Source organism: Eoetvoesiella caeni, assembly GCF_003315175.1.
In the GTDB taxonomy this organism is placed as follows: Bacteria; Pseudomonadota; Gammaproteobacteria; order Burkholderiales; family Burkholderiaceae_B; genus Eoetvoesia; species Eoetvoesia caeni.
Map to the genome: position 1 here is coordinate 338,666 of NZ_QNRQ01000002.1, position 17,335 is coordinate 356,000.

Genomic DNA, 17,335 nt, shown 5'->3' on the forward strand with positions numbered 1-17,335 from the left:
GACCGCCTTCGCGAATCGCGAAGCGCAGGCCTTCTTCCATGGCGATCGGAGCAATCAGCTTGACGGTCATGGACACGTTATCGCCGGGCAGAACCATTTCCTTGTCCTGGGGCAGGTCGATCGTACCCGTCACGTCCGTCGTGCGGAAGTAAAACTGGGGACGATAGCCATTGAAGAACGGCGTGTGACGGCCACCCTCTTCCTTGGACAGGATGTACACCTCGGAGCTGAACTCCGTGTGCGGGTTGATCGAACCGGGCTTGGCCAACACCTGGCCGCGCTCGACGTCTTCACGCTTGGTGCCGCGCAGCAAGATCCCGACGTTGTCCCCGGCCTGACCCTGGTCCAGCAGCTTGCGGAACATTTCCACGCCCGTGCAAGTGGTCTTGACCGTGTCTTTGATGCCGACGATTTCGATTTCTTCGCCGACCTTGACAATGCCGCGCTCGATACGACCGGTCACGACGGTGCCGCGACCCGAGATCGAGAACACGTCTTCCACAGGCATCAGGAACGTGCCGTCCACCGCGCGCTCGGGCGTGGGGATGTACGTGTCCAGCGCTTCGGCCAATTGCATGATGGCTTGCTTGCCCAGAGGACCTTCGTCGCCTTCAAGCGCCAGCTTGGCCGAACCCTTGATGATCGGGGTGTCGTCGCCGGGGAAGTCGTACTTGGACAGCAGCTCGCGCACTTCCATCTCGACCAGCTCGAGCAACTCTTCGTCGTCGACCATGTCGGCCTTGTTCAGGAACACAATGATGTACGGCACACCGACCTGGCGGCTGAGCAGGATGTGCTCGCGCGTTTGCGGCATGGGGCCGTCTGCGGCCGAGACCACCAAAATGGCGCCGTCCATTTGTGCTGCGCCCGTGATCATGTTCTTGACATAGTCCGCGTGGCCCGGGCAGTCCACGTGCGCATAGTGGCGCGCCTGCGTTTCGTACTCGACGTGCGAGGTGTTGATCGTGATGCCGCGTGCCTTCTCTTCAGGAGCCGCGTCAATTTGCGCGTAGCCCTTGGCTTCGCCGCCGAACGCCGTGGCCAGCACCGTCGTGATCGCCGCCGTTAGCGTCGTTTTGCCGTGGTCAACGTGGCCAATCGTGCCCACGTTTACGTGCGGTTTGGTCCGCTCAAACTTACCTTTTGCCATGATTTATCCCATCGATATTTTCAAGGAAACAAAAAAATTTTCCCGCCCACATTTGATTACGTGGGCGGAACCTGTATTACTTATTTGCCGCGTGCGCTGATAACTTCATCAGCAACGTTCTTTGGAGCTTCGGCGTAATGCTTGAACTCCATCGTGTAGGTTGCGCGACCTTGCGTTTGCGAACGCAAGCTGGTCGAATAACCAAACATTTCGGCCAACGGAACCTCGGCCTTGACGATCTTGCCGCCGCCCGGGATGTCATCCATGCCCTGGACCATGCCGCGACGTGAGGACAAGTCGCCCATCACGGTGCCGGCGTAGTCTTCAGGCGTTTCGACTTCAACCGCCATCATGGGCTCGAGCAGCACAGGACTGGCCTTGCGCATACCCTCTTTGAAGCCCATGGACGCAGCCATACGGAAGGCGTTTTCGTTCGAGTCCACATCGTGGTACGAACCGAAGAACAGCGTAACCTTCACGTCGACCACCGGATAGCCCGCCACCACACCGGCTGGCAGGGTTTCCTGGATACCCTTGTCAACGGCGGGAATGTATTCGCGAGGAACCACACCGCCCTTGATGGCGTCCACAAATTCGTAGCCGCTGCCGGGAGGCAGGGGCTCGAGCTTGAGCACAACGTGACCGTACTGGCCGCGGCCGCCCGATTGCTTGACGAACTTGCCTTCGACTTCTTCGCAAGTTTTGCGAATAGTTTCGCGGTAAGCCACCTGCGGCTTGCCGACGTTGGCTTCAACACCGAACTCGCGGCGCATACGGTCAACCAGAACTTCAAGGTGAAGCTCGCCCATGCCGGAAATAATCGTCTGGCCGGACTCTTCGTCGCTGCGGACACGGAAAGAAGGATCTTCCTGTGCCAGACGGGACAAAGCGATACCCATTTTTTCCTGGTCGGCCTTGGTTTTCGGCTCGACGGCCTGCGAAATGACGGGCTCGGGGAATACCATGCGCTCGAGCAGGATGTGCTGACCGACATCGCACAGGGTTTCGCCCGTGGTAACGTCTTTCAGGCCAACCACAGCGGCGATGTCGCCTGCCAGAATTTCTTTGATTTCAGCACGGTTGTTGGCGTGCATCTGCAAGATACGGCCGATACGTTCTTTCTTGCTCTTGATCGGGTTGTAAACCGTTTCGCCAGAATGAAGAACGCCCGAGTAAACACGCACGAAGGTCAATTGACCCACGAACGGATCGCTCATGAGCTTGAATGCCAAAGCTGAAAACTTGGCGCTGTCGTCGGCCGGCAGGCTGATAGGATTGCCGTCGTCGTCCATGCCTTCAACCGGAGGAATATCCACAGGCGACGGCAGGTAGTCGACAACCGCGTCCAGCATGCGCTGCACGCCCTTGTTCTTGAACGCCGTACCGCACAACATAGGCTGGATTTCGCCAGCGATGGTGCGAGTGCGAATGCCAAGATTGATTTCGTCTTCAGTCAGGGCACCTGTTTCCAGGTACTTGTCCATCAACTCTTCGGACGACTCGGCGGCCGATTCGATCAGCTTTTCATGCCATTCGTTGGCTTGGTCGACCAGGTCGGCGGGAATGTCGATGTATTCGAATTTCGTACCCTGGCTGGCTTCGTCCCAGATGATACCGCGCATCTTGACCAGGTCGACCACACCCTTGAACGTATCTTCAGCCCCGATAGGGATGACGATAGGCACAGGGTTGGCCTTCAGGCGCAGCTTGAGCTGGTCGTAGACCTTGAAGAAGTTGGCGCCCGTACGGTCCATCTTGTTGATGAACGCCAGACGGGGCACGCCATACTTGTTGGCTTGGCGCCAAACGGTTTCGGACTGCGGCTGAACGCCGCCCACGGCGCAATACACCATGCAAGCGCCGTCGAGCACGCGCATCGAGCGCTCTACTTCAATAGTGAAGTCGACGTGTCCCGGGGTGTCGATGATGTTGATGCGATGCTCGGGACGATCGCCGGCCATGCCACGCCAGAAGGCAGTGGTAGCAGCCGATGTAATCGTGATCCCGCGCTCTTGCTCTTGTTCCATCCAGTCCATTGTGGCGGACCCTTCGTGCGTTTCACCAATTTTGTGGTTGACGCCGGTGTAGAACAGAATGCGTTCGGTAGTTGTAGTTTTACCGGCATCGATATGCGCGGAAATACCAATATTGCGATAGCGCTCGATTGGGGTTTTGCGGGCCATGTTTCTATCCTTAGATTACCAACGGAAATGACTGAAGGCTTTGTTGGCTTCAGCCATTTTGTGCGTGTCTTCACGCTTTTTCATCGCACCGCCGCGACCTTCGGCCGCATCCAGCAATTCGCCAGCAAGGCGCAAATCCATGGACTTTTCACCGCGTTTCTTGGCTGCTTCGCGCAACCAGCGCATTGCAAGCGCCAGGCGGCGCACAGGGCGCACTTCAACTGGCACTTGGTAGTTCGCACCGCCCACACGGCGGCTCTTGACTTCAACGACGGGCTTGATGTTGTTGATCGCGGTGTTGAACACCTCGATAGGCTCTTTGCCAGTTTTAGCCTGGATCTGGTCAAACGCGCCGTAAATAATACGTTCGGCAACAGCTTTCTTACCAGACAACATAACAACGTTCATGAATTTGGCGAGCTCTACGCTGCCGAATTTGGGATCGGGGAGAATTTCACGCTTGGGAACTTCGCGACGACGAGGCATTTTTAACTTCCTTGTGACAGTTCAGTTGAACCGTGACTTACACGGTCTCGGCCATCAAAAATGAAGGCCACTTACATGCTATGGGCCCATGCCCACGGCTGCACTGATACGACTAGCGAGGCTAGCCAGACAAATAACTTAAGCTTTTTTCGGGCGTTTCGCACCGTACTTAGAACGCGACTGCTTGCGGTCTTTGACACCTTGCAAGTCGAGCGAACCGCGGACGATGTGGTAACGAACACCAGGCAAGTCTTTTACACGACCACCGCGCACGAGAACAACCGAGTGCTCTTGCAGGTTGTGGCCTTCACCGCCGATGTACGAAATGACTTCGAAACCGTTGGTAAGACGTACTTTGGCGACTTTACGCAAAGCCGAGTTAGGTTTTTTAGGGGTGGTGGTGTACACGCGAGTGCAAACACCGCGGCGCTGTGGGCAATTTTCGAGCGCGGGGCTCTTGCTGTTGGCGCGGCTGACTTCGCGCGGTTTACGCACGAGTTGACTAATGGTTGGCATGACCTTTACGCATCCTATGGCCTGTACGCTAAAAAAACGTGCGTACTGATTTACGTATTTGAATGAACGCCCCGGCCAGACTGACCTGGCCAGCTGCCTTGCTACCCATTGGCGCCTGCGGCGCAATGGACAAAAACAACTTGGGCGGTTTACGCAAAAACCGCCCAGAAACGAATACAACATACGTAAAAGAGCGGGTCTTGCAACTTAGCTTGCACTGGTACTTTGCAGACTAAAACCAAAAGGTTTCGGCAATTAAATCCTTTGGTTAGCTTGCCATAGTATCACGAGAAAACAGAAGCGGTCAATGTAAAGCCTCTTTCAATATGAGATGAGTCTGAGCGGGGTCTCGGGAAGGGCCTGTTTGAAGGCCGAGTTTGTATATTTGCCACAAAAGTGACTTAGCCCGGCTCCCGACCTGCTGGATTGACTAATGCGCCTGCTTAAACCAGCCAAACGGCAAACGGTGTATTAGCTACCCATGAACTTTGCCGGACGCTTAGCGTGGAATGCTTCAACGCCCTCGCGGAAATCATCCGACGAACGCAAGCGACTGTAACAATGCCCTTCCAGCTCGATAGCAATCGATAATGTTGAGTCTTCGGTATCGTTTAGTAGCTTTTTCGCTGTACGCTGCGCAAGCGGCGAAAACTTCCGCAGTTCGTCAACCAATTCGTCGGTGGCCGCCTCAAGTTCGGAGTCTGAGACGCACATAGTAGCGATGCCCCAATCATACGCCTGGTGCCCAGGAATTCGGCGCGAACGCATAACGACGTCTTTGGTACGAGTAACGCCCACCATTTTTTGTAAGCGAGCCGACCCACCTGACCCAGGAATTTGCCCCAGCTTTTGCTCCGGTAGTGCATATTGCGACGTTTCGGACACGATGCGAAAATCGCAAGCCAGCGAGATCTCAAAGCCAACCCCAAAGCAATAGCCCCGATTGGCGGCAATCACGGGCTTGGTGCAACGTGACGGCGCAGCGATATTCCAGGCCAGCTTAGAGACGTGCTCCGGGGTGGCGTCCAAGAAGCCTCGAATATCACCACCACTGGAAAAATGCTCGCCATGCGCGCGCAGAACAATAACCCGCACAGCTGGGTTCTCGTCGAGCGACTCGAAGACGAGGCGCAACTGCTCACGTTGCGGCATTGAAATAATGTTGAACGGCGGCCGGCTCAACACAATGTCGGCGCGCTCTCGAGCCTCATCGATAACAACCGAAAATCCATCCAGCTGTTCGAGCTGTGTATGCGCGGGGTGCTTAAGTTGAGACATATCGCTTATTACTCCAGATATAAATAATTGAATTTGAATTTTTCACGCTGAATCACACCGCAATAACTTCGTCCAGACTCACTCTATCAAAGGTCGACGAGGCATCTCCCTGCATAACAATCTGGCCACGCTCCAGGGCGTAAAACCGTGTTGCCACGTCAAGCGCACGGTGCACGTTCTGCTCAACCAGCAAAATGGGAATGCCCTCGTCGCGCAGACTGGCGATAATTGCAAAAATCTCGTCCACAATGATCGGAGCCAGCCCTTCGGTCGGCTCATCGATCAATAACAGTTTGGGGGCTCCGATCAAAACCCGGGCAATGGCCAACATTTGCTGTTCGCCACCAGACAAAGCAGTACCCATTTGAAACCGTCTTTCCTTCAAGCGCGGAAAGCGTTCGTAAGCCTGCTCAATCATTAGCCTGGACTCTCGGGTGGGCCGCCACGGGCATTGCAATAGCCCCAGCTTTAAGTTTTCTTCAACCGTCAGTCCCGGAAAAATGCGCCGGTCTTCAGGCACCAGGCCTATACCCATGCGGCAAATACGATCGGATGACAACCCCTCCAGCCCAACTCCGTTAAGCCGGATCGATCCAGATGCCGCTTTAACCCAGCCGGCAATCGTCTTGATGGCCGTAGTCTTACCCACGCCATTGCGACCGCACAGCACTACCACCTCGCCAACGCCCACAGAAAGTGTTATGCCTTGCAGAACATGGCTCAACCCGTAATACGCTTGTACGTCTTCCAATTCAAGCATCAGACTCTCGCTGTCCAAAATAAGCGGCCTGAACCGCAGGATTAGCACGGACTTCAGCCGGTGCGCCCTCTGCCAGTTTCGCCCCCTGCGCCATAACCACCACATGATCGGAAAGGCCCATAACCAACCCAACATCGTGCTCGACCAGCAAAATAGATACTTCGCCCGCCAGTGACTTGATCATGGCACCGGTCTCTTTGGTATCGGCATGCGACATGCCTTGCGTCGGCTCATCCAAAAGCAAAAGCTTGGGCCTGCTCGCCAACGCTACCGCAATCTCCAAGCGTCGCTGTTCGCCATGGGAAAGATAGCCAGCTTGTTCATTGACTTTGTTATGCAGACGAAATTGCTCTATAAGTTCATCCACGCGTTGACGGGCATGATGGTTGCGGCTTAGCGGTAAAAACACATGACGGGCGGACTCGAGCGACTGCGCTGCCAAGCGCAAGTTCTCACGCACCGACAAATCAAAGAACAATTTCGTAATTTGGAACGAGCGAGCCAAACCCGCATGCAAAAGCCGGTGCGGCGGCAAGCCGGTAACTTCGATGCCATTGAACTTGACCGACCCGCTACTTGGCCGGATCGCACCGCTGATAAGGTTGAACAACGTGCTCTTTCCCGCACCGTTTGGGCCGATCAACGAAGTGATATGTCCGCGCCTGGCCTTGAAACTTACTTGATCCACAGCCCTAAGGGCACCAAAGGCTACCGAAATATTTTTGATGTCAAGGACGTCCGCGCTACCGTTGGCCATCGAATTTCCTGCCGGCGTCATGATTGCTCCTTGCGTCGTAGCAACCATGGCTCGACTTGTGTTTTCAACGCCCCAATGACGCCCTTCGGGAAAAACATGACCAAACACATAAACAGCAGCCCGATCACAATCAGATGATGCTCGGTAAATGAACCTACGATAGACTTCAACGCAGTCAGAATGACGCTGCCGTACAACGGCCCGATCAGTGTTCCCACCCCGCCGAGGATGACGGTTATAACAGCGTTGCCCGATGAATGAAAATACAGCAACTCTGGTGAAACGAACCCGCGCAACATCGGATACAGAGCTCCCGACAAAGCGGTCACGTTCGCGGCGATGACAAAAACCCCAAGCTTGTAGCGCTGCGAGTTGAAACCAAGGAAAGGAACTCGATCTTCGTTGGCTTTGATGGCCACCACGAGACGTCCAAACGGCGTTCGCAACAGCGCCTCTAGCGCAAAGTAAAACGCCATAATGACAACCAGAACCAGGAGAAAGAAATGGGCGGCATTGCTGGTATCAACAGAGAAGAGCAGAAAATTCGCCTTGATAATAGGGACGCCAATGATGCCATCCGACCCACCCAACTCTTGCGTGTTGAACACCGCTTTGGCAAGAACCTCGGCCATACCAAACGTAATCAATGCAAAATACACGCCTCGAGCGCGAATGGCGATTGCACCAGCGACGACACCAACAAGCGTGCCAACACACAGCGTTACGGCAAGCGCAAGCCAGAATGACGGCGCCACCTCTTTCAGTACGACCGCAGATGTATACGCCCCCAGCCCGAAAAACAAAGCATGGCCCAGCGACAACAAGCCGCCAAACCCGAGCAACAAATCGACACCCATGGCAAAACCGCCATAGATCAATGCCTCGGTTGCCAGACGGAAGAAAAATACATCACCATACGCCTGCGCTATAACAGCAAACACCAATGCCAAAATTACAAACACGTAGGCAAAATAGCGCAGAACATTGCGGGCGAGATCTTCACGCTGAAAGCCTGAACTACTTGGCAAATAACCCAGAGTCACGGAACTAGTGCTACGCATGGCCAAGCCTCCCGAACAAGCCCTGGGGCCGTATCATCAGGACAACCACCATAATGGCAAACACCAAGGGGTCGGTCCACGAAGGCGAAATATATAGACTGGAAATGGCCTGAATCTGCGTCAGAACCAAACCCGCAATCAGCGCCCCTTTTATGCTTCCCAGGCCACCGACAATAACCACGCTGAAGGCCAGCAAGATAAAGTCTTTACCCATTGTTGGAAACACCGAATAAACGGGTGCCAGCAATACACCGGCCAAACCGGCCAGGGCTACGCCGAACGCAAAAGTGCCCGCATAGACGTGCGACACAGGCACACCAAGCGACGAGGCCATATCCTTATCGAATGCGGCGGCACGAACCATGGCTCCCAGACTGGTTCGATATACCAGCAGCCATACACCAACGATAATCGCCGCGCCTATCCCCATAAGAAACAGACGATAGTTCGGAAAAAAAACACCCAATACTTCGCTGCCGCCACCAATCGGCGTTTTGATCGAAAGCGCCTGGGGCCCATATATGAGCTTATATACATCTTCCAGCACAATCGCCAGACCGAATGTCAACAGCAAAGTCAGAATGTGTCTGTCCTTCTGATGGAACACGCGCTGAATGAACAAGCGCTCGGTCACATAGCCCAGCGGCGCCATGATCAATGGGACGAACAATAGCACCACCCAAAAACTCACCCCCAAAGCCATCAGGGTGACCCCGACATAAGCACCTAACGCATAAAACTCACCGTGCGCCATATTGATTACGTCCAACAGGCCGAAAATAATGGTCAAGCCCAACGCCATCAAAACCACTGCAACGCCTATAGACAAACCGTTGATGATTTGAGGCGCAAATACAAATTGCAGTGTGTCAATAAACCCGCTCATAATTAACATTCCTTATCTTGGCTACGACTGACCGGCAAAGCTCACGCCGCACCGGCCAATACACGAACGCTTTCGATCAGAATCTCGTGCACGTATCGGGGCCAATCGCCGCCGCGCCGTCCACCTTGCTCAGAACCTTGAACTGACCATTTTGCAGGCTGGTAACATACATGTCCTGAATAGCCTGATGATCCCCTGCACGCATGGTTTTCTTGCCTTGGGGTGTCATCCACTCCAATCCTTCCATAGCCTTGCGAACCTTGACCGTGTCGGTGCTCTGCGCTTTCTCGACGGCAGCCTTGTAGAAATACATCACGCCGTAAGAGTCGGCGCCATATAGATCGGGCGAAGCCTTGTATGCCGCGTCGAATGCGGCCACGAATTTCTTGTTTTCGGGAATATCCAGATCAAGTGAATAACCCACACCCGTGGTAAAGCCCTCGGCATTCTTGCCCATGGCATCTAAATTCTGCGAGGTGACTGTTCCCGAGGCGCCGACAATAGCCATTTTCTTCAATAAGCCGTATTCGCTCAATTGATTAAACAAACGTACAGTGTCGTTACCGGCGACCGACGTGTACATCACATTCGGACGGGCCGCACGAATCTGGCCAAAGAAGGGTGAGTAGTCCTTGTTGTCAAGCGGCGCAAACACTTCACCCACTGTCTTGGCTCCCTTGGCTTCCGCCGCGGTTTTGAAGGCGTGAACTGTGCTTCGCCCCATTTCATAATCAGGGCCTAGATAAAACACTTCGGCGTTCGGCCTGGCGTTGCTAAGCCATTCAGCCAAAGCCACTGACTGCTGGCCCGCCTTGGCATTCACCCTAAACACATTGGGTGAGCATTTGTCTCCGGTGATCGCATCGGAAAACGAAACAGTGGTAGCGATAAGACGTTCATTGCGCTCGGCCACCTGACCGACTGCCAGCGTCGAGGCAGAGCTGACCGTGCCGGTCAGAAAATCCACCTTCGATACCTGAAACAGCTTCTCTGCTTTAGGTGTAGCAACTGAAGGGTTAGCCTCTTCATCTTCAAAGAGCAATTCAATCTTGCGCCCCATAACGCCGCCGGCATCGTTTATCTCTTTGGTGGCCAGTTCAATGCCCCAACGAACTTGCTGCCCAAGACTTGCATACGTGCCAGACAATGGCGTCAGCACCCCGATCTTGATTGGCTCGGCAGATTGCGCCGCGACGGTGCCCGCGAAGCCTGCTGCCAACGTGGCGATAATGATTCCGCAAAATAGTTGTGAGTTGTTCATATTGTCTCCTGATTTTGTCTTTAAGAATGTTCAGCCTGCTGTATTGCCAACCACGTCCTTCTACTGTTGCTCGGGTTCGTATTCGTTAGCCACCAATTTTCGACGCAGCAATTTCCCGACTGGCGAGCGGGGCACCTCACGGACGAAGACGTAAGAGCGAGGACGCTTGAAGTTTGCCAACCCAGAAGAGCGACAGTGATTATCCAGCTCGTCTTCCGTTACTGCGCCAATCCGCTTAATGAAAGCGGTAACCTTTTGACCCCAGCGTGGATCCGAAATGCCCACCACCGCCACCTCATCGACGGCCGGGTGCAGCGAAAGCAGACTTTCTATCTCGATGGGAGAGATGTTTTCCCCCCCACTGATAATCATGTCGTCAGTCCTGCCCGATACAAAAAGGTCGCCATCGCTATCGACGTAACCTGTGTCGCCGGTAAAGTACCAACCCCCGCGCAATGCCTTGGCATCGGCGTCCGGCCTGTTCCAATAGCCCTCGAACGATTCGTCCCCTGCAAGGTCGGCGATGATCTCACCCTCTTCGTATTCAGGGACGACGCAGTCCGGATCCCCGGAGTTCAACTGAACGACCCGGATGCGTTGATTGATTCCGGCCTTGCCCGCACTACCCGGCTTTTTTGCGGCTTCTTGATCAATAGTGAAGGTGTAGACCTCCGAAGAACCGTAGTGATTGACGAAGAGTTCAGGCAAAAAAACTGCAACCAGCTTTTGCACCAAATCCTGATTCATTGATGCGCCAGCAAAGCCAAGCTTGCGCACTGACGATAAATCCGTACGCGCACAATCCGGGTGTGCCACGACATCGTGATAAAGCGTTGGAACCAGATACAGGTTTGTAATGCGTTCGGCTTCGATGGTGGCCAACACAGAGGCTGGATCAAATTTAGGAACGCACACAAAGCACCCGTCAATCAAGGCCATGGCCAACAATGAGCGCACACCCATGGTGTGATAAAGAGGCATAACACCCAATGTGCACTCGCCATGCCGGTAGAGATTCTGGGCAACATGAGCCAACGCCGCAGAACGCTCGTGGCGGTGGCGGCGAGGCACCCCTTTGGGCTTCCCTGTGGTTCCAGACGTATACAGCATCAAGGACCAATCTTCAGCACATGCACTTACGGGCTTCATCAGCTTAGCCGCCTGCAGCAAGTCATCAAGTGTCAAATTGCCGCCGGTGGCTCCTCCAACGGCTATGCGCGACAAACGCCGCGCGGTGCTCGACTCGGCCACCGCCTGTGCCGAAACGTCCTGAAACGCAAGCACCCTGGCACCAGAATCCTCAATGCAGTAATCGATCTCTTCAGGCTTGGCACGCCAATTCAACGGAGTAACTATCGCGCCAAGAAACTGACACGCCCAATGCAGAGTCGCCATCTCCCACCGGTTCTGCAGCACCAGAATCATATGGTCGCCCTTCTCGACTCCCATATTGCGCAAACCACCCGCAACACTCCGAATGCGCTCATACCACTCTGCATAGCTAAGACGCACTTCTCCATCAACTACGGCAATCGCACCTGGGCTGCGCTCCACCGCCGCCAGAAAACTTGTCCCCAAATCAAGCATTTTTATCTTCCACCAAAGTAGGGTTATTACGCAACGCGGCAACATCAAGCACCGCATTGACAATATTGGTATAGCCAGTGCATCGGCATAGGTGTCCCGAAAGCATTTCGCGCACGTCATGCTCGGTAGGATTTGGAACGCGTCTTAAATAGTGCTCGCAAGACATCAAGATTCCCGCCGTGCAATAGCCGCATTGCAGCGCGTGGTGACGATGAAATGCTTCTTGCAGATCGGCCAGCCCCTCTGCGGTTTCTTGCGCCAAGCCCTCCACTGTGTCGACCTTGCGATCCTGGGCCTGCACGGCAAGTTGCAGGCAGGATCGAACGGCAATTCCGTCGATCTGCACCGTGCACGCACCACAAACTCCATGTTCGCAACCAACATGAGTGCCAGTTGCCCCCAGCTCAAGACGCAGGAAATCCGACAACAACATACGCGAGTCGGTGTACCCGCTGCGTTCGACCCCATTCAGCGTCAATGAAATCCGATTGAAGGTGTCTTTCTCGTATCGCTTCATGCCTTCGCCTTTTCAATCAATTTGCGCCCCATATTTCGCACCAGGTGCCGGCGATAATGCGCACTGGCGTGTGCGTCGCCCTGAGCATCCAGTTCCCATGCAAAATCATTCAAAGCAATGTCCAAGTCATTGCCTTCCAACATCGACCACTGCCTGCGCTGAGGACGATCGGCTACTCCTCCGACCGCTACGGCAATGCTGTCTTTGCTGACTATTGCCGCCATTGCAACAATGGCGAAATCCCCATGCCGCATCGAAACCTCTTCGAACCCGTAACGAGCTTTAGGATCGCGCAGTGGGAACCGCACCTCCTCCACGATTTCTCCCGGCCTTACAGCAGTAAGCAACATCCCTTGAAAAAACTCCTCGGCCTCCAGCACCCGACGTCCCGATTTCGAACGCAATACAACCTGGCCATGCAAGGCCGTCAGACACAACGGCAACTCTGCGCTTGGATCGGCGTGGGCCATGGAACCGCAAACAGTTCCATGGTTGCGAATCTGAAAATGCGATATCCACGGGAAGATCAGCTTAAGCAATGGGACTTCTTCCGCCAGAGTCGGCCTTGTTTCCACGCTGGCCTGAGTCGCAGCGGCACCCACCGCCAGGTACCCTCTCTCAATGCGGATATAGTCCAGCTCCGCACAGCGGGATATGTCCACAAGGATTCGAGGCTGTGCAAGACGTATATTCAGCATAGGCATCAGCGACTGCCCTCCCGCCAGAATTTTGGCTTCTTCGCCGTATTGCGCCAAACTATCCACCACTTCCTGCGCTGTTTCGGCACGAATGTAATCAAACCCCGCCGGTTTCATTTCGACACCCCCAACAAATTTAGAAGATGCCGCCACCACGATTGGCCCGGCACCGCCGCATCGCCCCCGGCCTGGCGTCCCAATTGCTCAAACAATTGCTTAAGCACCACTTTGGCCGCACCTTCCAGCATCCTTCCACCCACAGCAGCCACCTTGCCGCTTACAGCGACTTCATAGTCATACGACAAGCGCATGCCATTGGGAGTCGGCTCCAGCTGCAACCGGCCGTTACCCTCTGCGGAGCCTAGCGAACTGACTCCGCTGCCCCCCAGTGACAAACCATGCGGAGGATCCAGGTCACTTAACCTGACTTGAGCCAAATAGCGGGCCTTGACCAGGCCGATGCCGATTGTGACGTCGGCGCGATAGTGATTCTCGCTAATCAAGGTGAGGCCTCGGCATCCTGGAACCACTCGGGCCAAAGCATCCGGACTCAGCAACACTGCATATACCTGCTCGGGAGTGGCGGCCAAATCAACCGCGCCGGACATATGCAACGCATGCCCACCCTTGCTTTTCTTTACGGGGGCCTGCGGGTGCGAAGCCTGACTCATAGGGCTAGGCTCTGGATCGGTGGTGGCCAACAGCGCATGAATGCGGGAAGGGGTCAGCGGCAAACGGATATCGGCAACCCCTAGCGCGTCTGCCACAGCGTTGGCAATACACACCGGCGTGCTCATGTTGTTGCCTTCACCGATTCCTTTCGTGCCAAGCGGCGTGAAAGGAGAAGGCGTTTCCATATGCAGAATCATTGGGTCGGGAACCTCGCAGCTCGTCGGCACCAAGTAATCCGCGAAGGTGCCGGACAAGAAGCTGCCGTCATCACCGTAGACGAACTCTTCCAGAAGCGCAGCACCAACACCTTGCGCGAATCCTCCGCGGGATTGTCCATCCGCCAAAGCGGGATTAAGGATTTTTCCGGCGTCGTGCAAAGTGATATAGCGATCAATGCGGACTTTGCCCGTCACTCGATCCACCTCCAGCCCGCAAATATCAAACACCAAGCCGTATACCGCCGAGCTGTTGATTACATCATTTTCATCCGGTGCCACTAACTGAGGGGGAGTCCAAAATACCGTCTCACGTAGCCCTGGCTCCATGCCCGACGGCAGCGTGGCCGGAGACCAATGCGCATTGCCGGCCACACGATGAAACGCAAGCTTATGCTCGGGGTTGGACTGTACGAAGATTTTTCGCTGAGCAAAGACTAGTTCATTAGGCGAAACCCGCAGCGTATCGGCAGCGATCAGCGCCAGCTTTTCGCGTACCTTCATCGCCGCAAGATGCACGGTGCCTGCTACGGCACCAGCGAAGCGGCTGGAATAATTGCCAGCCGCAATCGACCAACCATCCTTTTGTGTATCGTGCTCGGTATTGACCACGATATCGTCGGGCTCCAGGCCCAGCGCGTCGGCCACGACTTGCGCAACAACCGTACGATGCCCCTGGCCTTGCGGTACCGAGTCGATCATTACGCTTACGCTTCCAAGCCCGTCGATATTGATGGTGGCGCTAGTATTTGCGCCGTTCTTCGGGCCCGCTTTGGCACGCTCGTCCGGCGTCAGGGCGGTGGTGATATAGCCCATATTGGAGATGGATGGCTCAACAATCATGGCGTAGCCTATGCCGTACACGCCACCCTTCGCCCTCACCTGTTCACGCCGCGCCAGTAGCTCGTCCAGCCCCCCCTCCTTACAGGCCTGGCTGATCGCCGCTTGATAGTTTCCAGAATCGTATAAGGATCCGGCCGGCGTCAGATATGGAAACGCGTCCGCTTCAATCAAATTGCGGGCGATTACATCCAACGGATCCAAATCCAGCTCAACGGCGATCCGTTGCATCAAGCGCTCGAGCGCGAAATACATTTGGGGTCCACCAAAACCTCGCACCAAACCGGTGGGCGTCTTGTTTGTTAAAACAACCTGGTTACGCACATCAAGGTGCCGTACTTTATATGCTCCCGTGAGCATTCCGTGCATACGATAGAAGGTTGCAGGCTCGGGGGCGCGCAAATATGCGCCGCAGTCATCAATTTGATGATAACGAAGCGCCAGTATCTCGCCATCGGCCTGCACCGCCGCCTCAATCGTTGTAACGCGATTGGTAGCGGAAACCGCAGCCACCAAATGCTCCAGACGGTCTTCGATCCACTTCACCGGCGCTCCCGCTTTTCGCGACGCCAGACACATCAACACGACGTAAGTCGATACCGCCTGTTTGGTGCCAAAGCTGCCGCCCGAATCGTGAGGCGTACGCATGCGCAATTTGGCCCCGGGCACTTTCAGCGCTCGCGCCATCACAGGGTGCAGCGCGAACGGTCCCTGAAAATTCGACAGCACATCGTAACCATCGCCGCCGGACAGGTACTCCGCCACAACGGCAAAGCACTCCATCGGCGTACAGGAATTTCGTGGATAATGCACCTTGATGCTGACCGTGCGTTCGGCCGAAGCAAACACCGACTCGGGGTCGCCGTAACGGAAGTTCCTATCGTTGACCGCGTTGGTACCCACAGCGTCGTGCAGAACCGGAGCATCCGGACACAACGCCTGTTCCGGATCCACGACGACACCCAGCTTGACGTATTCCACACTAATCAACTCTAGCGCGTCTTCAGCTATATAACGACTTTCCGCCATTACAACAGCCACCGGCTCTCCTACATAGCGTACGCGCTCTATCGCCATACACCAATGCTCCATCGGCTGCTTCACCCCCACCGCAAATGGGGTCGCCCAATGTTTGATGTCGGCGCCCGTCAACACGGCACGAACGCCAGCCAGCCGCAGCGCGGCGGAAGTGTCGATGGATCGTATCTGCGCATGGCCATGCGGTGAACGCAATATAGCTGCATACAACGTACCTGGCTTAACACCAACGTCATCAACAAAACTTCCACGGCCTGTTAGCAGAGGCGTGTCCTCCACTCGCAGCGCGGAGCGTCCAATATGCTTTTGCGCACCGGTCCGAGCGGAAGCGGCAGCAGCACCGGCAAGAACTGTAGTTGAGCAATCCAAAATAGGCGCCTCTTTTTGCAACATGACTAATGCAAAAAGTGTAGGGCGGCATGCGATGAAGCGCGTTACCTTCGAGTCTGGCTATTTACCATAGAGTCTTTTTTTTACTGATGCAAGAAGCTTGACGCACCCAGCCGCCAGCGGCGGCACATTTATGAAGATCAGTTGGAATAGGGCCGAAGACGAATGAAAAGGCTTAAGCGGGAGACTGCGCCAATACGTTGACCACTTTACGGTACTGGCTGGGCGTGGCGCCGACATGTTGATGAAAGAACCGCGTGAAATGGCTTTGAGCACTAAAACCAAGATTTCCCGACAGCAACGCCAGCGGCTGCTGAGTTTGAGCAATCCCCTGGATAGCCGCTTCCATGCGCAGCACATTGGCATAGACAATTGGCGTTACATGCGTGGATTGCTGAAAAAGCTTGAAAAAGTGTGCTCGCGACAAGCAAGCCTGCTCGGCCAGGGTGTTTATGTCGAGCTCGGAGCCGAGATTGGCCCGCATATATGAAATTGCCCTGCGGATGCGAAAATCCGGTATGGCAGGAATATTGCCCTGTAGCAGTAAATTAAAACGGCGCCACTCGGAAAACGACTCGATTACCGCAATCATCAGATTGAATAGTTGCTCTTCCAGATATTGATCGCTTAAATCGTCTCCGTACAACATCTCGGTTGCCAGAGTATTTGAAAGTTTGCGCACGCGATCGGAAATTTGCACGCACGAATGGGGAAAGAACCCTGGATTACCACTGGAAATTAATGCCTTTTCAATTTCGACCAGCCATTGAGGCTCGATATAAAGACCCAGAATAATCGTGCGCGGAGCCTCGGTATTGTGCGTATATGCATGCGGTTCCCAGGTGTTTATGAGAACCATGGTGTCGTCGGTTAACGGCACAGATTTATCGCGTACGGAAAAATGCGTATCTGCGCCACCAACCTTGATTAACGCATGACACTGAGTATGGGCGTGTGTAACCAACGGTCGATCCATATCTAATAGAGCGATCCGTCCAAACTTACCCTGAAAAGCTCGTATTGCGACAGACATTGGAACT

15 protein-coding genes are annotated in these 17,335 nt (G+C 54.8%); all 15 read right to left on the reverse strand.

The annotated features are described in order from the left end of the window. Positions 1-1,150 (reverse strand): elongation factor Tu (tuf, locus tag DFR37_RS05250; RefSeq protein WP_113932176.1); only part of this gene is annotated, 1,150 nt, incomplete at its 3' end. An 80-nt stretch (positions 1,151-1,230) separates the two neighbouring features. Continuing rightward, a complete protein-coding gene (gene fusA / locus DFR37_RS05255; protein ID WP_113932177.1) occupies positions 1,231-3,333 on the reverse strand; it encodes an elongation factor G in 2,103 nt (700 codons plus the stop codon). Positions 3,334-3,348: 15 nt separating this feature from the next. Further along, positions 3,349-3,819, reverse strand: coding sequence for a 30S ribosomal protein S7 (rpsG, locus tag DFR37_RS05260; RefSeq protein WP_113932178.1), 471 nt, complete (start codon positions 3,817-3,819; stop codon positions 3,349-3,351). Positions 3,820-3,957: 138 nt separating this feature from the next. Next, positions 3,958-4,335 carry a 30S ribosomal protein S12 gene (rpsL, locus tag DFR37_RS05265; RefSeq protein ID WP_113932179.1) on the reverse strand — a complete coding sequence of 126 codons (378 nt, stop codon included), beginning with the start codon at positions 4,333-4,335 and terminating at the stop codon, positions 3,958-3,960. 471 nt (positions 4,336-4,806) lie between these two features. Beyond that, positions 4,807-5,613 (reverse strand): enoyl-CoA hydratase/isomerase family protein, encoded by an 807-nt coding sequence (locus DFR37_RS05270; RefSeq protein WP_113932180.1) that lies wholly within the window; start codon positions 5,611-5,613, stop codon positions 4,807-4,809. 52 nt (positions 5,614-5,665) lie between these two features. Further along, complete coding sequence (locus DFR37_RS05275) at positions 5,666-6,373, reverse strand: ABC transporter ATP-binding protein (RefSeq protein ID WP_113932181.1); 708 nt, start codon at positions 6,371-6,373, stop codon at positions 5,666-5,668. Further along, on the reverse strand, positions 6,366-7,151 hold the full coding sequence (locus DFR37_RS05280; RefSeq protein WP_242341714.1) for an ABC transporter ATP-binding protein: 786 nt from the start codon (positions 7,149-7,151) through the stop codon (positions 6,366-6,368). The genes DFR37_RS05275 and DFR37_RS05280 overlap by 8 nt, the downstream gene beginning before the upstream one ends. Further along, complete coding sequence (locus DFR37_RS05285) at positions 7,148-8,191, reverse strand: branched-chain amino acid ABC transporter permease (RefSeq protein ID WP_218951383.1); 1,044 nt, start codon at positions 8,189-8,191, stop codon at positions 7,148-7,150. The genes DFR37_RS05280 and DFR37_RS05285 overlap by 4 nt, the downstream gene beginning before the upstream one ends. Next, positions 8,184-9,077 (reverse strand): branched-chain amino acid ABC transporter permease, encoded by an 894-nt coding sequence (locus DFR37_RS05290; RefSeq protein ID WP_113932182.1) that lies wholly within the window; start codon positions 9,075-9,077, stop codon positions 8,184-8,186. Before DFR37_RS05290 ends, DFR37_RS05285 begins: the two co-directional genes overlap by 8 nt. Before the next feature lie 76 nt (positions 9,078-9,153). Next, on the reverse strand, positions 9,154-10,338 hold the full coding sequence (locus tag DFR37_RS05295) for an ABC transporter substrate-binding protein (protein ID WP_113932183.1): 1,185 nt from the start codon (positions 10,336-10,338) through the stop codon (positions 9,154-9,156). A 60-nt stretch (positions 10,339-10,398) separates the two neighbouring features. Further along, positions 10,399-11,925: an AMP-binding protein gene (locus DFR37_RS05300; protein WP_113932184.1), complete on the reverse strand. Its 1,527-nt coding sequence runs from the start codon at positions 11,923-11,925 to the stop codon at positions 10,399-10,401. Continuing rightward, positions 11,918-12,442: a (2Fe-2S)-binding protein gene (locus DFR37_RS05305; RefSeq protein ID WP_113932185.1), complete on the reverse strand. Its 525-nt coding sequence runs from the start codon at positions 12,440-12,442 to the stop codon at positions 11,918-11,920. The genes DFR37_RS05300 and DFR37_RS05305 overlap by 8 nt, the downstream gene beginning before the upstream one ends. Next, positions 12,439-13,257, reverse strand: coding sequence for an FAD binding domain-containing protein (locus DFR37_RS05310; protein ID WP_113932186.1), 819 nt, complete (start codon positions 13,255-13,257; stop codon positions 12,439-12,441). The genes DFR37_RS05305 and DFR37_RS05310 overlap by 4 nt, the downstream gene beginning before the upstream one ends. Then, on the reverse strand, positions 13,254-16,298 hold the full coding sequence (locus DFR37_RS05315; protein WP_113932187.1) for a xanthine dehydrogenase family protein molybdopterin-binding subunit: 3,045 nt from the start codon (positions 16,296-16,298) through the stop codon (positions 13,254-13,256). The genes DFR37_RS05310 and DFR37_RS05315 overlap by 4 nt, the downstream gene beginning before the upstream one ends. Before the next feature lie 172 nt (positions 16,299-16,470). Further along, positions 16,471-17,328: a helix-turn-helix transcriptional regulator gene (locus DFR37_RS05320; RefSeq protein WP_113932188.1), complete on the reverse strand. Its 858-nt coding sequence runs from the start codon at positions 17,326-17,328 to the stop codon at positions 16,471-16,473. Between the last annotated feature and the right edge of the window lie 7 nt (positions 17,329-17,335).

Coding starts and splice junctions, on each gene's coding strand:
- fusA (WP_113932177.1), bottom strand. CDS start 3,333: ATGGCCCGCAAAACCCCAATCGAGCGCTATCGCAATATTGGTATTTCC.
- rpsG (WP_113932178.1), bottom strand. CDS start 3,819: ATGCCTCGTCGTCGCGAAGTTCCCAAGCGTGAAATTCTCCCCGATCCC.
- rpsL (WP_113932179.1), bottom strand. CDS start 4,335: ATGCCAACCATTAGTCAACTCGTGCGTAAACCGCGCGAAGTCAGCCGC.
- DFR37_RS05270 (WP_113932180.1), bottom strand. CDS start 5,613: ATGTCTCAACTTAAGCACCCCGCGCATACACAGCTCGAACAGCTGGAT.
- DFR37_RS05275 (WP_113932181.1), bottom strand. CDS start 6,373: ATGCTTGAATTGGAAGACGTACAAGCGTATTACGGGTTGAGCCATGTT.
- DFR37_RS05280 (WP_242341714.1), bottom strand. CDS start 7,151: ATGACGCCGGCAGGAAATTCGATGGCCAACGGTAGCGCGGACGTCCTT.
- DFR37_RS05285 (WP_218951383.1), bottom strand. CDS start 8,191: ATGCGTAGCACTAGTTCCGTGACTCTGGGTTATTTGCCAAGTAGTTCA.
- DFR37_RS05290 (WP_113932182.1), bottom strand. CDS start 9,077: ATGAGCGGGTTTATTGACACACTGCAATTTGTATTTGCGCCTCAAATC.
- DFR37_RS05295 (WP_113932183.1), bottom strand. CDS start 10,338: ATGAACAACTCACAACTATTTTGCGGAATCATTATCGCCACGTTGGCA.
- DFR37_RS05300 (WP_113932184.1), bottom strand. CDS start 11,925: ATGCTTGATTTGGGGACAAGTTTTCTGGCGGCGGTGGAGCGCAGCCCA.
- DFR37_RS05305 (WP_113932185.1), bottom strand. CDS start 12,442: ATGAAGCGATACGAGAAAGACACCTTCAATCGGATTTCATTGACGCTG.
- DFR37_RS05310 (WP_113932186.1), bottom strand. CDS start 13,257: ATGAAACCGGCGGGGTTTGATTACATTCGTGCCGAAACAGCGCAGGAA.
- DFR37_RS05315 (WP_113932187.1), bottom strand. CDS start 16,298: ATGTTGCAAAAAGAGGCGCCTATTTTGGATTGCTCAACTACAGTTCTT.
- DFR37_RS05320 (WP_113932188.1), bottom strand. CDS start 17,328: ATGTCTGTCGCAATACGAGCTTTTCAGGGTAAGTTTGGACGGATCGCT.